Genomic DNA, 14,545 nt, shown 5'->3' on the forward strand with positions numbered 1-14,545 from the left:
AGACGCTTATTGATCAAGAGCTGCATATAATACTTCGGCAATATGTAGCGGTTTTGCAAAGCCACCATTCACTATTTGTTGCTGACACGAAAAGCCGTTTGCAATAACCCTTGCTTCAGCCTCTGCCCGAATCGCGGGATAAAGCCCCTGCTCTGCCATTTGTTTTGCATGTTCAACATGTTCCGCTTCCAGGCCAAATTGCCCGGCCATACCACAGCAGCTCGCTTCAATCTGGGCACTGTTCAACTCAGGAATTAACTTCAAAACTTTACGCATTGACTTAGTCGCACCCATGGCTTTTTGATGACAATGACCATGCACCAACATTTTTTGGTCGCCCAGGGATTTGAATTTTAATGTCCAGTGTTTAGCCGTTTGTTCTCTGGCTATAAATTCCTCAAACAATAAAACTTTGCCTGCTAATTGCCTTGCTGACTCACCCAAACCTAAAGTCAGATATTCATCTCTTAGACTTAAAATACACGAAGGCTCTAAACCTATAATGGTGCGATTGGCTTCCAGGTGGGGTGTTAAAGCAGCCAATAAACGCCGGGCTTCTTGTCTGGCTTGTTCGATCATACCATTTGCAAAATAGGTACGACCGCAGCATAAAGGCCTATTATCAACCAAATCATGCTGCGCTTTATCTAACACATAAACTGGGTAGCCTGCTGCTTTTAAAACCGCTACAGCCGCATCGGCAACCGCAGGATTAAAATGTCGATTAAAGGTATCAACAAACAAAACGACTTCAGTTTTGGTTTGATCTGCAGGTGTTTCAGTGGGGGCGATAAATGACTGCTTTGCCAGCTCGGGCAGCTTAACTTGAGCACTAATACCTAATAACTGCTCTCCAAGTCGAACCGCGAAAGGGGAATGATTACGCCACTGAATTAAGCGAGCAAAGAAAGGTACGTTAACAATTAATTTTGGCAAAGCCGCAAACAAGCGACTACGCAATGGAACGCCTGTTTCACTATAACGCTGCGCCAGGAATTCAGCCTTAATAAGCGACATATCAACTTCATTCTCGCATTCACGTTGACACCCTTTACAGCTAACGCATAAATCCATAGCCTCCGCTAGCTCTGAATGATTAAACGGCATTTTTCCGAATTCGCCATTCAGAGCGGACTTAAGTAATTTAACCCGCCCTCCGGTAGATAATTCCACTTTATCGCTAATGCGAAAGCTGGGGCACATTACGCCTCTGTCCTTATTTTCGCAGGCGCGACTGCCTATGCATACGGCAACCGCTTTAGCGAAATCATCACCCATTTTAGGTATATCAGCATAGGCATCGCCCATACCTGCATCTTTGTATGCAGACCAATCAAGAAAAAGTTTCATACTGCCCCTATTGTATTAATACAATAGTGACAGCAAGTTAAGTGCCAGTCATAAAGTATTCACAACCAATTGTTTTATAAACAATAAATATTAAAACAGACTGTAGCAAACCTTACAAAACAAGCTAAACTTCTGATAGATTTTTTAACATTTTATAATCCTCCATTACAAAACCATTGCCAATATCCTGAATTAAACAGCCGACATTTCTATATCCCCGCTGCTCATAAAAACGGATGGATCGAATATTATGTTGATTAACTGTTAGCCAAATATTCTTGACGCCCAGGTCACGACAAAAAGCTTCTATAAATGAAATAGTGGCAGTACCCACTCCCAAGCCTTGCTGATCCAGCTTTATATATAATTTGCTAATTTGTCTATTAGCCAGGTCACCACCAGGGCCAAGCGCAAAGTACCCTGCACTGTGTTGATTATGTTGTACTAAAAAGTATTTATACCCTGTAGCTATCTGCTCATTGATTGCAGCCTTACTTTGAAAAGTATCTAGCATATAGTCAATTTGCTTTTGTCCGATGATAGGCAAGTAATGAGCATTCCAGATTTCATAAGCAAGATCGACAACACGCTCAATTTCATCGTGAGTGGTAACTTCATTAAAATTAAGCATAAACTTGATTAAGGGACTAAATTGAAATTATGACTCAGCCTAGCATATTTTATATTGCAATAAACCTCATAGACTGACTTCAGCCGTCACAATACCCACATAAATCACTTTTAAATTGTTATAGAACAAACAATTTACTCAGATTTAGGGCGCTAGCCCCTATAAATACTAACAAGTGTTCTGGCATATCGCTTGCTTAATAAAAAACTTAGGAAGTCTCAATATTAAAATCCCTAACTACTTTTATTCTCAGGAGAATAACTTATGCCTGCAATTTTTGAGCTTAAATGCAACGATGATAAACAGTTTTATTTCCATTATCTCAATAGCAACAGTGAAATTATTATGATGAGTGGTGATTATGATAATAAAGAAGAGGCAGAACAAGGCATTAAAGATACTCGAGTCGGCTCATTGATGGGCGAACTACTCGCGGCAGGCAGAGTACCAGGAGGCGAAAGCTTCTTTGTGATCAAAAATTCTGCAGGTGACATTATTGCAAAAAGCATTTTATTTAACTCACAAATGGTTTTCGACAATGCCTTACACGCTATGAAAGACAATGCCTGTATTGCTGAAATTTCAGATCTTACATAAGCTTGGGAATAAGCCGTTAATAACTTGAGCAGGCGTAAAAAAGCTTTAGCTTTTTTCGTCATACACAGCAACAGCTAAAGCTATTGCACTCCTTATCAAATATCGAAGTTAATAAATACTTATTCCTTATGTTGGATACCTTAGCCTTTCATAGTTATATAAATGTTGGCAGAATAATTTCTGTCTACTACTCTGCCGCCAAGAGAAGCAATGATGAGTATTGAACTAATTATCGCCAAAGAATTTGCTAATATTTGCATCACTCATACTGAGCTGTCCTCCATTGAAGCCATTCTAACAAGCGAAATTGGCAATAAGGATTTTATAGCACAACTCAATAAGGTCACCAGCCCTCTCGATAAAAGCTATGCGGTAATAAGCGATAACTTACGCCCTTTTCTTGAGCTTAACTCAGAAGCCGCCTTTATAAGCCGGTTTGATGATTTATTTGCGCGATACAAAAGCGTCTATTTAACAGAATCGAGTAAGCCCAGAACGTATACAGACGAAGCTTTTGAAGCTTATCTTATGCTGAGAACCCTAAAAGAAACCCGAATTCATATAATAACTGCAACACCTCTTTAAAGGGTTAGATGGTATAGTTTCCGTCGACTAAAACCTGAAACTAAAAAGAGGTGCTCAATGAACACGTTTAACCATCTAACCCAAGAGGAAAGATTTTACATTTATACGCAACTAAAACAAGGCGTTTCTAAGAATCAAATAGCCATCACATTGGGGCGTCATAAATCGACTATTGGACGTGAAATTACGCGTAATACAGGTCAGTGTGGTTATCGTTACAAGCAAGCTGAGAGAATAGCTAAACAACGCCATATTGATAAGCCCAAAAACATCAAGATGACGGCTGAGTTACAACAGATAATAACGCCTTTAATCAAAGAGAAATGGAGTCCTGACTGTATTTCAGGACGCTTAAAACAACAAGGTAAGGACTCCGTCAGTCATGAGACTATTTACCGTTATATTTTAGCTAACAAAGCAGCCGGTGGCGATTTGTATACTTATTTGAGGCATCAAGCCAAACCTTATCGTAAGCGATATGGAAAAAATGATTATCGCGGAACGATACCCAGCCGTGTTGATATTGATGAGCGACCACAAGTGGTTGATGATAAAACGCGTTTAGGTGATTGGGAAGCAGATACTGTTATCGGTAAAGGACATAAAGGCGTATTGGTGACGCTGACTGAACGGGTCTCAAAGCTCAACTTCGCCATCTCAATTGAGCGTAAAGAATCTGAATTAACGAAAGAGGCGATTATCAATGCTCTTGAGCCTTTTAAACGTTGGGTTCACACGATTACCTTTGATAATGGACGTGAGTTTTGTGGGCATGAAGCCATTGCAAAAACACTCGACTGCGGCACTTATTTTGCCAAACCGTATCATTCGTGGCAACGAGGTTTAAATGAAAACCACAATGGCTTATTAAGGCAATACTTCCCTAAAAAAGAACCTTTGGATAAGGTAACTCAAGATGAGGTTGATAGTGCAATTACAGCACTTAATCATCGTCCAAGAAAAGGGTTAAATTACAGAACTCCATGGGAAGTATTTTGCCAAATAACGGGGGTTGATATAAATAAATCACAGGGTGTTGCATTAATTGCTTGAATTCGCGAAAGTAAAACCACATACCCGCTACTAAAACGCACTTTTGTGCGCCTTGATGAATTGATCGATAAATGGGTGACTAATGATGCGTGGCTAGCAATGACGATTGAAAACCTCTTTAAAATGCTTCCGCGCCTGCTAAATGAAATCGCAGAACTCAAACAAAAAGACCCTGGTGATGCCTATCTTATTTTCAATTCTGCTTTTAACTCTTTTGTTCCGTATCTGAATATAATTCGAGCAAAATTGATAATATAAAGCGCTCTTTCAAGTCACAGATAAAACGTTCAATATCGTCATTCTATTACCCGCTGAACATAAGCGTGTTTAACAGGATTGTAATGTATATAATCAACGTAGCTTTTATAATCCTCTATACTTCAATAAACAAAGGATGCTGCTGTTTAGTCAGTCGGAAAGCTTCACGCAAGCATTAAATGTAAAAGATCAGCCAATCATTATGGCTACGTTCAGCTAAATTAACGGCAAAAAACAAACACTGCCTTTTAGTTTAAGCTAATGATTATTTTATAGGTATGCCAGACAAAATCTAAATGACTCAGTGCCCCTAATTCATTTCTATTTTCTCAAGGAGAGAAATCATGACACAACAACTAACTGCTTATCCTGTATGGGATCGTTCTGTTCGCATCTTTCATTGGGTAAATGTGTTCTGCATATTAGCCTCGATTGCCATTGGTGTGGCGATATTGAATGATAAAGCCCTTGGCGTGAGTAATGAGGGCAAGTTGATATTAAAAACGGTTCATGTTTACTTTGGTTATGTATTTGCAGCTAATTTAACGTGGCGGATTGTGTGGGGGTTTTTCGGTAACCGTTATGCGCGCTGGCATTCTATAGTACCGTTTAATGCAGAACATCGTGCTCAATTGTCGGCCATGATGACAGGGGCAAAATCAGCTAAACCAGTGGGGTTCCTGGGACATAGTCCTATTGCTCGATTAATGGTCGGATTATTGTTTTTGCTGATGACTGCACAAGCGATAACAGGCCTGGTCCTGGCCGGAACCGATGTCTACATGCCTCCCTTTGGTAATACCATTAAAGAATGGATCGCTAGTGATCCTTCGATGGTGGAGAGTGTGCAACCGTATTCAAAAGTAGGGATCAATGAAGCAGCTTATAAAGAAATGCGTGATATTAGAAAACCGTTTATTACCGTTCATTATTACGTGTTTTACGTGCTTCTGGCTGCCATTATTTTGCATTTACTGGGAGTATTGGTATCAGAGTTAAAAGAGAATAATGGGCTTATTTCCGCAATGTTTACCGGTAAAAAAGTATTTTCTGAAAAACCATTTGATGCAGAGTGATAATTTCTAACGCGTTATTATCTCGGTCTAGTGAACATACACACTAACTCCCACTGCCTGTTAATAACAAGACGGGTAGGCACTGTAACTAAACGAGCTTATATGCATTAATTAAGCTCGTAGGCTGGGTTAGATTTTCAAGCGGAGCGCGGAAAACGTAACCCAGCCTAAGCGCTACTTTTAGCTCTTTTGCGCCGTATCTGAAGATGATTCGAGCAAAAGACATAACATAAAGCACATTAAAAGAGTGGCTATAAAATGAGGTATATTTAATATACAAAGCCGGGTTACGTTATTTCATTAATTGATAAGAGATTCATATGGAATTTTTAAACCATGATGTAAGCGCTTTATCATACTAAGGCTCAAGTCTCTTTTTCGATTGAGTATTTCAGATACACGCCCCATACTACCAATAAAGGGCTGTAAATCTTTTCGAGTTAAATTGTTTTGTGCCATTAAAAACTTTATGGCTTCAATCGGTTCTGAAGCAGGAATGGGGTAATGCTCTTCCTCATACTTTTCAATAAGTAACGATAAAACCTCTAATTCATCACGTTCTATAGTATCGCTTTTAGCACCCCAAAGTTGATTGACTCTTTCTAAAGCTTCATTAAGTTGTTTATCATTTTTGATGAGTTTTAATTTCATATTGTCACCTATATTTCTTCAATATTCTTAATTTTGTCATATTCTGCATGAGTTCCAACAAACCGAATTAACATCATTTGGAATTGATAATCTACTCTTGTGACAATTCGATATTTATTACCACAAATATTAAATACAACACGATTGTTTTTCAGAATACTTGCATTTTTAAGATTTTCCTTGATTTTATGAGGAGTAGTCCATTCAGCTTTCAATGAGTAGTTATACCATTCCGTCATTGCTATTTTTGCATCAATATACTCAGGACTACTTTCCCAAAAAATTCTCAATGTCGATTTGGCTATAATCCTCATCGTTTAATAGTAGCATATTCCCTTTTTGGGAATATTTATTTTTTAATCAATACCTCATATTTTCAGCTATAAATGATGAGGGCCGTAGCTTGCATCAAGCAATCCGTTATTTAGAGAATAATCAATATATTTTGCAACAAGCTTTCCAAAATTCTTGGTAATGAACTTGAGTGGGGGCTCACCTTGAAAAAAACAAAGCAAATAAGCTGGGTTACGCAGTGGAGCTGCTAACCCAGCCTAGGCGCTGTGGCAAATTTGGAGCGCTGCGGCAAATTTGTCCGACAGCAGCGCCTTGTTAGGTTGTGCCCACTCAATTTCTGACAGGCCCAAATCGTATATCATAAGCCACCTGACTGAGTACCAGCCTGTTTATACACTTTATCTTCAATTTACCGTCAGCAATCGGATGGCCAAATATTGCAGCGTTTGGAATAGCAGTATGCTGCTCATAGTCTTGGTACTGAGGAATTCTTCTGTGTGACAGCCCATAAGTTGTTTGAAAAGGCATAATACCAAGACGTAGCAAGCTAAAATAAGATGGATAAATAATGCCGTCATAGCCCCTTTCTTTTGCTGCACGAGATATATTTCTTGTTATTGGGTAGGCATGTGAAGCTGCTAAGAAAAGCATATGCATAGCAAGATCTAGACTTTCAAATTCAGTGACATTCTCCTCTTTAATAAGCACGGTAAGATCCAACATTTTCAGCTGATTAACCGGTTGAAGTGTGGCCAAATATATATCATCTTCAGCAGTAACTCGGCACTCATGAAGACAAACATCTAAATCTTCAGAGGTGTATAGTGCAGGAAAGGCCTGATCATCCAATCTACCGCTACTAGCAAACTCTATAGGAGGACTATCGTATTCAGAATCAGATCCAGGAGACCTTGGTGATTTTCTAATGCGATACAACTGATGAGAGTTACCCAAGGGTCTTGTAGGGTACTCGGCAAATATTCGTTTAATTATTGCGCGCTGATTTCTTTCATCTTGAAGGTCTTTAAGTGGTTCTATTTCACCTACCATCCACAATCTTGGACTATAGTGAAAGAAACCTACATCCAGTAGCTTTTCAAATAGGTGAATATCATTTCTTAGCCCCGGCGATACATCAATCGACGTTTCTTGATGCTGATTGAATTGAATCACTGGCGCTGTGCCAAAATCATATTTATGAAGTGAGCCCCAGACGAAAAATCTGTGCGCGAGCTGCTCCAGTGACTTTTCACTAAGTTTTCGACCCTCAGAATCACCACAGTTAGGACAGTTCGCTTTTTCTTCAACACCGAGGCGCCACGCATCTAAGCGCAACCCATGATCCTCAAAGCACTCTGAACATGCAATATGTTTGATGATGTTGGACTCCTACTTTTAAAACATAACAAACTACTGTCTCAATCTAATGATCATACACTCTAACTCCCACCTTCTGTCAATAACAAGACGGGTCGGCACTAAAGCTAAATGAGTTTACATGCATTAATTACAAGGCAACCAGATACGAATAATAGCCAGCGCTTGGCTGTTTTGAGTCAGTCAATATTTTGAAAATACTTAGCACTTTGTGGTCTCTAGTTTAAATCTGAACCTTTTCCAAAGTCGGCAGTTTCTCTACTTGCTGGCAAAATCCCTGCCAATCAGCATTGACCTGCAATAACACCTCAGTAATATAATCCTGACTGGGGTTGTGTTCATCTGGAAAATTCGACAACGCGCAGGAAGTACGGTGTTTGTGTAAGGTGTATTGCATAAATTCTTCAATAAAACCCTCAAATAATGCTAATAACTGCGGCTTCATTATCTCATCAGTAAGATCCAGCTTTTGTATCTGTAGTAATGATTCCTGATAGGCTTGCTTTAGTGATTCTGTGACATTACGTTTAAATATTTCTTGCCATTTTTGTTGTGATAAATCCTTATTAATATTGCGATCATATTGCCGCCGTGTCATTTTCTTTAAAGCTGATAGATATTCTGCAAATGTGACTAATGTGTTTTCTGGCATAAATAAATTTCCTTTGTTTGTCAATGACTCAGACGTCTGGAAAAATTAAGTCGTCTTTACGACATGCGAACTCAGTTATTTTAAAATGAGTGTCGTAAAGCCAACAAATAACCTTATTTGGCTATGCTCTAAGCCTGATCAATAATAAGGCAATCCTCGTACCATAACTTGCTTTTCCCATTCAATAACCACTGACAATGCACATTGGCATCTAGCTTGCTGGGAATTCTATATGCCTTGTCAAATTGAATCCATAAAACTAATACTGCACTTGAATTTGACTTAATTAATACCCCAATAAAATTAGCAATGACGACAGCTGACACGATTACTCAATGGTCACTTAATAATCCTTTATCTCCCGAACAGGTAGATTGTGTCACTACTGTGATGCTTAAAATTCTGGATGGTAAATGTAAGATGAAAGCCGAAGAAAAAGACAGAATGTTATTACTTTATGATCAAGTAAAAACGCAACAGGGCAAGCTAATGGGTGAAGAAATGCACCAGTTAATTAACCATGCACGCAATAATCTTACTGACGACATAAAAGACGTTATCTATGAAAAACGTGTATTAGCTGAAACCACACTGTCCCGCCCGGTAATGAAAGCGTTTAAGGCGATGATTAGGCAGCGCGGCTTGTTTAATAACGAAGCATTGCCGCTTAAAACCATAAGCATTCCAGATTAAATCGACAACACAAATAACCAACAAAATGGCAAATCTAAAATTATATATGACCCCCGGCTCCTGCTCGACAGGCATACATATTCTAATGGAAGAGTTAGAGCTGATCTTTGAAGCGCATATTGTTAATTTACCGGCGGGCGATCAATACAAACCCGACTATATGGCGATTAATCCGAAATCCACTATTCCAACTCTGGTTACAAAAGAGGGCACCGCGATTACTGAGTTTAGTGCCATTGCTTACTGGCTGGCACGTACCTACCCCAAAGCACAGCTAATGCCAGGTGATATAGAGGGTGATACTTTAGTGCTGGAGACCATGAACTATGTGGTTAATACCTTACATATGCAAGGTTTTACACGTATTTTTACCACGGACAATTATGCTTTTAACGAAGCCGATGTTGATCGCGTTAAAGCACAAGGCGACATCATTGTAAAAAAAGGCTTTGCTTTGATCAACAAACAACTGGAAGGAAAAAGCTTTATTAGCAATAAGTTTTCTATTGCTGATGCGGCTTTATTTTATTGTGAATTTTGGGCAGTACGCATAGGCATTCATTTACCTGATAACTGCCTTGCTCATTATCACACTATTTTAAAACGCCCCGCGGCTATTCAAGTTTTAAAAGAAGAAGGCTATTCCTCCTTATTTCAATAATACTTCAAAAACTGTTTTTTACTGCAATAACCCGAGACTACAAACCATGACAGAAACAGTAAAAAATATTTGGCGCCTGGACAAAGATCCAACGATCAAATCTATACTTATCCTATTGCAGCACGAAGTCGGTCCTGATAACTTTATGCTACTGAACGAAAGCGAACTCAATGAAAAAGCGGTGCGTATTATTTATCCTTCAACGCAACGGGATTTATCCGCTTATATCTATAGCTATGCCCAGCGTATTGATCATTACGGTCTGGATTTAGAATTTCCCTACCTGATTGAAGCAGCCGCAAATGACCAGAGCATACGCTTAGACAATTTAACGGCGGAAGAAGTGATAGAGAAAGTCATTGAGCACTTGCAAATTAAAGTACCAAATTCAGTCTAATGGCGTAACTTCTCATTACCCACAGATATTTAGGAGCGAGAATTCAATAATACCCGAGTCTGACTTGTCTTTTGACTTCACAGGCGTGCTAGAAAACCAGTTGCGTAGCCTGCTATGCGCCTGTTTTCCTAGCACGCCTGTGATGCCAAAATCCTACGTCATACTTTCGGGTATTATTAAACCCTCGCTCCTTAGCAATAAATAATCCGTCTTTCCTGCACGCTGTTAGCAGGAATCCAGGTTGACACAATAGATCCCCGATACAAGACTTCGGGGATGACGATCTCTCCTACATCGAGATAACTGATCTGTAATATCAGGTAATCCTGGGGAAATAATTATGTTTCTTTTAGAAAAAGCCCACACGCACTTAAATCCTCAGGAGTCAGTTCAAACTCAAAAATCGCTAGATCCTCTTTCATGTGCGTAATAGAAGTAGTACCAGTCAGTGGCACTATGCCTAAGTAAGTCAGGTAACGGAAAAAAATCTGTGCAGCCGTTTTCTGATATTTCTGGGCGATAGCTTGTACATTATGACTTGATAGCACCCCTGGATTAGCCGTTAGACTCCAAAAACTCTGATAAATAATACCCTGATTGGCACACCAGCGGCGAAGCTCTGTATCGTAATTCGTGTTTTTATAAAATCGATTTTGTACAATGGCGGGCTTTACTTCTGCATCGTTATAAAGTAATTTTAATACCTCAAGATCATAACAATTACTAATGCCTAACTGACTCGCTGCACCCGTTTGTTGAATTTTCTCCATGGCTTGCCAAGCTGTCATTAACTGTTCATGAGGAGCTAGCGGTGAATGCAATACGAAAGAATCAACATAATCAGTTTGTAAATTCGATTTTGATACTGCAAAAGACTGGGCAACCTGCAAATCAAGTGGCACATCACGATCATAAGGTATTTGTTTAGCATCCTGACCAGAAAGCGGGGTAAATTTTGTTTGTATAAACAGTGATTTACGTTCGACACCCTCACCTTTCACTCTTTGCAGCGCTGCGCCGACTTGGGGCTCGTTATAGTGTTTCGGCTGGCAAGCGGTATCAATCCCCCTAAATCCCGCTTGAATGGCCTGTACAACCAGCTCTGCCGTGTGCTCTTTTTTCCAGGCCGTGCCGTATATCAAGGGCGGCATGTTTACGTCAGCCAATGTTGTTAAGTAATGTTGATTTTGTATCATTTAGTTTATTCTGCCGTCTTTAATTCTAAGCTTGCCATTCTTTCTTGTACGGTTAGCCGCACTTCTTCATCCTCATCATTCAGCATATGTTGCAGTAAAGATAGCCCAGCCCTCAGTGCCACTTCATAGCGAACTGTCCAGTCACTATCCTTACTGATCATTTCCAGCTCATCTATCTCCATGCGCCTGGCAACAATACGGCGTATTTCAACGGCATTATCATTTGCCATAAGACCCAGGCTTACCGTAGGAATGCGCTCTGCTACTGCTTTTCTCACTTGATCATCCTGGTCAACCACCATACGAAACAAGCGACCTTCCGGTAAACGTCTAGCCACATATTCGCGCACTAAATAATCAGCATCATTAGCCATCAGCTCCAGTTGCTTTTCCGGTAAGCGATCGGCCACCGTTATTCTCACTTCACGATCAGGGTCATTGAGCAAATCAGGCAACCATTCCAAAGGCACACTATAGGCCAACACGCGCCTGACCGCTTCATCAGGATCGGTCATTAAAGGTTTTAAAAGCTTAGGAGAGACATATTGTGCTGCGATAGCCCGCCGCTCCCAAAAATCGTCCTGAGTATAATCAACAGCATAACCGGGATTAGTACGGAAAAAGCGATCAATTTGCCGGCCGCTTTCAATGGCAACACAGCAATCCCCGAGCTTACAAAGACCTTCCGTTAACAAAGTCTGTCGATAGCTACAGGTGGAACAATCCGCTAAAGGCGTTGCGTCAATGACTTCTTGTTGCTGAGTATTTGAGTTCATTATACGAGCTCCTCTGCCGTTTCAGGCAATAATTGCGATGTAATGTCTGCTAGCCAGGTTTTAATTCGTTGTTCCGTTAAATGCGCTTGAGTGCGTTGATCAACCACTAAGCCAACAAATTTACCATCGATGACTGCATCAGAATGTTTAAATGTATAGCCATCAGTACTCCAGGGTCCGACTATATCAGCACCATAGCCGTAAAAAAACCGATAAAGATGAATCATTGAACTGGCAAAGCGATCAGCATAACGCTCCTGGGAGCCCAAGCCAAATAAGGCGACACGTTTACCAGAAAGATTAATATCATCCAATCGCGGTAAAAACTCTTCCCAATTGGCTTCCATACAACCCACTGACATACCGGGTAAGTCGCCAATACCATAACTGGGCGTACCCAGAATCAAAGCATCATACTGCGCTAATTCCTCGGCACTAGTGCGGTTAACATTCTTAGGTTTATCGGCTAATTCACTCCCCAGCAGACTATAAATCTTCTTAGCAACCAATCGAGTACTGCCGGTATCTGTACCGAAAAAAATGCCAATTTTACTCATAAATCACCTCTATTCAAAATTATCGTTATTGGACTTTCTTCAATAACAAGCAAATCTCGATCCAAAGAGAAAAAGGATTTATTTTTAATAAATATCAATAGGTTAATTTAATTTCACCCACATATATTAAAACCTTTCTGTCGCTAATCTTACAATTACAAGGAACCATGATACATCGCAACGGCTAATACAGAGAAATTACAAATTGCACTGTATTCAAAAGTGAATAATACACAATTAAGTTCAGGAAAAAACTATAGTTTTTATTAACACTATAAGATAATCTATAACTTATTTTTATACTATACTTCGCGCGGTCACGGATGCGGTTGCGGTCACGCGAAGTATAAACATCAGCTTATTTTTTGGGAGCAATACCTATGTCACACTCACTACCTTTCGCGCGTCATGGTGATAAACAGAATTCTGAATTTTTTGAAGAATTTCTGGTGCGCCTATTAGAAGAAAGGGACGCTATTGGTTTAACCGATATGATTCACGAAATTGATGCCATGATGATCACTGTGGATCCTGGGCATTCTTGTCGTTATATTGCTGAATTGGCGCTTATGTCGCCTTATCATTACCTGGTTACTTTAGAAAGTGAAAGTCATTGGACACATATTCTACGTATTGATATGAACTCCCCTGATTTATTGATCCGTGAAGTTAAAGATGCGAATACCCAGGGAATATTTCGTAGCCTGAATGAAATCTACCCGATTGGAGCGTTTAAACCAAATAGTCGTTACATGGGTGAGATTCTTAGGGTGAATGATCTACATGGCGTGGTGCAGTTACAGCAAACGCGTGATTTTCGATTTTTTTCACAAGATCAAGTTCGCAAGTTAGAACTACCCGGAAATTTAGCCGTCAGTAAACCATCACCTTACACGCATAATATCGTCGGCTATATGGAGCGGCCTGAAAACCAGTTACGTATTTATGCACTGGGCGTCAGCAGTATCAGGACAGAGATACAAGACGCCTACTATGCTGCTAAAGAATTACAGAAATTATTACAGATTGATGACCTGATATTACCTATTGACCATTTGGCAACGCGCATTTATAGCCAGAACCGAGAGGTCGCTATACTGGAGTGGTTATCTTTATCAAGCTATCGCTATTGGGGATCTTATAATATCAAAGATCAGAATTCTTCGACGAATGTCACCAAAAGTGTGCATTATACGAATGAATTAAAGAGCCCCGCCAAAGTTTTTACGGCAAATAATACCCCTTATTTTGTCAATCACCTGATGAATTTACCCTCTCCAACTGAAACATTTGTGCGCAATTACGGGCCACGCTTGCATCATATTGCCATGGCGGTTTTAGATGGTGAGCGCCATAATATGGAAAATATTGATTGGGTCGTTAACCAAATTACAGCACAAGGCAAAGAGTTTTTATTGGATGTCATTGGTTCTAAGCAAGAAGGTCTCAAACAAATTTTCTCCAGTGCCTCCGAGCATTCATCTCTGATTATCGAATATGTTCAACGCTTTGGTACCTTTGATGGTTTTTTTACTAAGGATAATGTGGCTGAGTTGACTCGTGCAGCCGGAGTAGAAGAAGAACTTAATGAGCTTTCTGGAAATACTTAGGAACGCGGACTAGCTTAAGGCGAGACGTTCATCTTATTTGTAGGGCGGACTTCAGTCCGCCCTGCTACAATTTTCAGGTATCTCTTGTTAAGTGGGTAGCCTGCCTGCTACATTCCTGAACCTGGAAATTC

Annotated in this window: 18 protein-coding genes; 9 read left to right on the plus strand and 9 right to left on the minus strand. The window is 40.0% G+C overall.

Annotation, left to right across the window (positions count from 1 at the left end; all coding sequences use genetic code 11):
- Positions 1–6: 6 nt before the first annotated feature.
- Entirely contained in the window at positions 7–1,350 is a 1,344-nt protein-coding gene (locus AU255_RS15585; RefSeq protein ID WP_080523849.1) for a (Fe-S)-binding protein, read from the minus strand.
- Between the two features lie 124 nt (positions 1,351–1,474).
- Positions 1,475–1,981, minus strand: coding sequence for a GNAT family N-acetyltransferase (locus AU255_RS15590; protein WP_080523850.1), 507 nt, complete (start codon positions 1,979–1,981; stop codon positions 1,475–1,477).
- 264 nt (positions 1,982–2,245) lie between these two features.
- Between AU255_RS15590 and AU255_RS15595 the strand changes: the two genes are divergently transcribed.
- From AU255_RS15595 to AU255_RS15615, 5 genes are all read left to right on the plus strand, one after another.
- On the plus strand, positions 2,246–2,578 hold the full coding sequence (locus AU255_RS15595; protein ID WP_080523851.1) for a YegP family protein: 333 nt from the start codon (positions 2,246–2,248) through the stop codon (positions 2,576–2,578).
- A gap of 213 nt (positions 2,579–2,791) precedes the next feature.
- Positions 2,792–3,163 carry a hypothetical protein gene (locus AU255_RS15600; protein WP_080523852.1) on the plus strand — a complete coding sequence of 124 codons (372 nt, stop codon included), beginning with the start codon at positions 2,792–2,794 and terminating at the stop codon, positions 3,161–3,163.
- Between the two features lie 57 nt (positions 3,164–3,220).
- Entirely contained in the window at positions 3,221–4,216 is a 996-nt protein-coding gene (locus tag AU255_RS15605; protein ID WP_143735847.1) for an IS30 family transposase, read from the plus strand.
- Positions 4,217–4,261: 45 nt separating this feature from the next.
- Positions 4,262–4,474 (plus strand): hypothetical protein, encoded by a 213-nt coding sequence (locus AU255_RS15610; protein ID WP_080523853.1) that lies wholly within the window; start codon positions 4,262–4,264, stop codon positions 4,472–4,474.
- Between the two features lie 344 nt (positions 4,475–4,818).
- The gene (locus AU255_RS15615; RefSeq protein WP_080523854.1) at positions 4,819–5,550 is read left to right on the plus strand and encodes a cytochrome b/b6 domain-containing protein; all 732 of its coding nucleotides are present in this window, start codon (positions 4,819–4,821) and stop codon (positions 5,548–5,550) included.
- Positions 5,551–5,850: 300 nt separating this feature from the next.
- Here AU255_RS15615 and AU255_RS15620 read toward each other — a convergent pair whose 3' ends face one another.
- The 4 genes from AU255_RS15620 to AU255_RS15635 all read right to left on the minus strand — a co-directional run bounded on the left by AU255_RS15620 (position 5,851) and on the right by AU255_RS15635 (position 8,524).
- Positions 5,851–6,201, minus strand: a complete 351-nt coding sequence (locus AU255_RS15620) for a helix-turn-helix domain-containing protein (RefSeq protein ID WP_080523855.1) — start codon at positions 6,199–6,201, stop codon at positions 5,851–5,853.
- 8 nt (positions 6,202–6,209) lie between these two features.
- On the minus strand, positions 6,210–6,515 hold the full coding sequence (locus tag AU255_RS15625) for a type II toxin-antitoxin system HigB family toxin (protein ID WP_080523856.1): 306 nt from the start codon (positions 6,513–6,515) through the stop codon (positions 6,210–6,212).
- 310 nt (positions 6,516–6,825) lie between these two features.
- Positions 6,826–7,830 (minus strand): RES family NAD+ phosphorylase, encoded by a 1,005-nt coding sequence (locus AU255_RS15630; RefSeq protein ID WP_198942658.1) that lies wholly within the window; start codon positions 7,828–7,830, stop codon positions 6,826–6,828.
- A gap of 265 nt (positions 7,831–8,095) precedes the next feature.
- The gene (locus AU255_RS15635; RefSeq protein WP_080523858.1) at positions 8,096–8,524 is read right to left on the minus strand and encodes a hypothetical protein; all 429 of its coding nucleotides are present in this window, start codon (positions 8,522–8,524) and stop codon (positions 8,096–8,098) included.
- 309 nt (positions 8,525–8,833) lie between these two features.
- Between AU255_RS15635 and AU255_RS15640 the strand changes: the two genes are divergently transcribed.
- Genes AU255_RS15640 through AU255_RS15650 form a run of 3 tightly spaced genes read left to right on the plus strand, consistent with a single transcriptional unit; the run spans position 8,834 to position 10,275 of the window.
- On the plus strand, positions 8,834–9,217 hold the full coding sequence (locus AU255_RS15640; protein WP_080523859.1) for a hypothetical protein: 384 nt from the start codon (positions 8,834–8,836) through the stop codon (positions 9,215–9,217).
- Positions 9,218–9,242: 25 nt separating this feature from the next.
- On the plus strand, positions 9,243–9,878 hold the full coding sequence (locus tag AU255_RS15645; protein ID WP_080523860.1) for a glutathione S-transferase family protein: 636 nt from the start codon (positions 9,243–9,245) through the stop codon (positions 9,876–9,878).
- Positions 9,879–9,924: 46 nt separating this feature from the next.
- Positions 9,925–10,275, plus strand: coding sequence for a hypothetical protein (locus tag AU255_RS15650; RefSeq protein ID WP_080523861.1), 351 nt, complete (start codon positions 9,925–9,927; stop codon positions 10,273–10,275).
- 338 nt (positions 10,276–10,613) lie between these two features.
- Here the strand turns inward: AU255_RS15650 and AU255_RS15655 are convergent, their stop codons facing one another.
- The 3 genes from AU255_RS15655 to AU255_RS15665 are packed head-to-tail and all read right to left on the minus strand — an operon-like array spanning position 10,614 to position 12,804.
- Entirely contained in the window at positions 10,614–11,471 is an 858-nt protein-coding gene (locus tag AU255_RS15655) for an aldo/keto reductase family protein (RefSeq protein WP_080523862.1), read from the minus strand.
- 5 nt (positions 11,472–11,476) lie between these two features.
- On the minus strand, positions 11,477–12,247 hold the full coding sequence (locus tag AU255_RS15660; RefSeq protein ID WP_080523863.1) for a 4Fe4S-binding leucine-rich repeat protein: 771 nt from the start codon (positions 12,245–12,247) through the stop codon (positions 11,477–11,479).
- The gene (locus AU255_RS15665; RefSeq protein WP_080523864.1) at positions 12,247–12,804 is read right to left on the minus strand and encodes a flavodoxin; all 558 of its coding nucleotides are present in this window, start codon (positions 12,802–12,804) and stop codon (positions 12,247–12,249) included. Before AU255_RS15665 ends, AU255_RS15660 begins: the two co-directional genes overlap by 1 nt.
- Positions 12,805–13,184: 380 nt before the next feature.
- Between AU255_RS15665 and AU255_RS15670 the strand changes: the two genes are divergently transcribed.
- Entirely contained in the window at positions 13,185–14,414 is a 1,230-nt protein-coding gene (locus AU255_RS15670; protein ID WP_080523865.1) for a hypothetical protein, read from the plus strand.
- The last annotated feature ends 131 nt before the right edge of the window (positions 14,415–14,545 follow it).

The sequence above is a fragment of the Methyloprofundus sedimenti genome (genome assembly GCF_002072955.1).
Lineage (GTDB): Bacteria > Pseudomonadota > Gammaproteobacteria > Methylococcales > Methylomonadaceae > Methyloprofundus > Methyloprofundus sedimenti.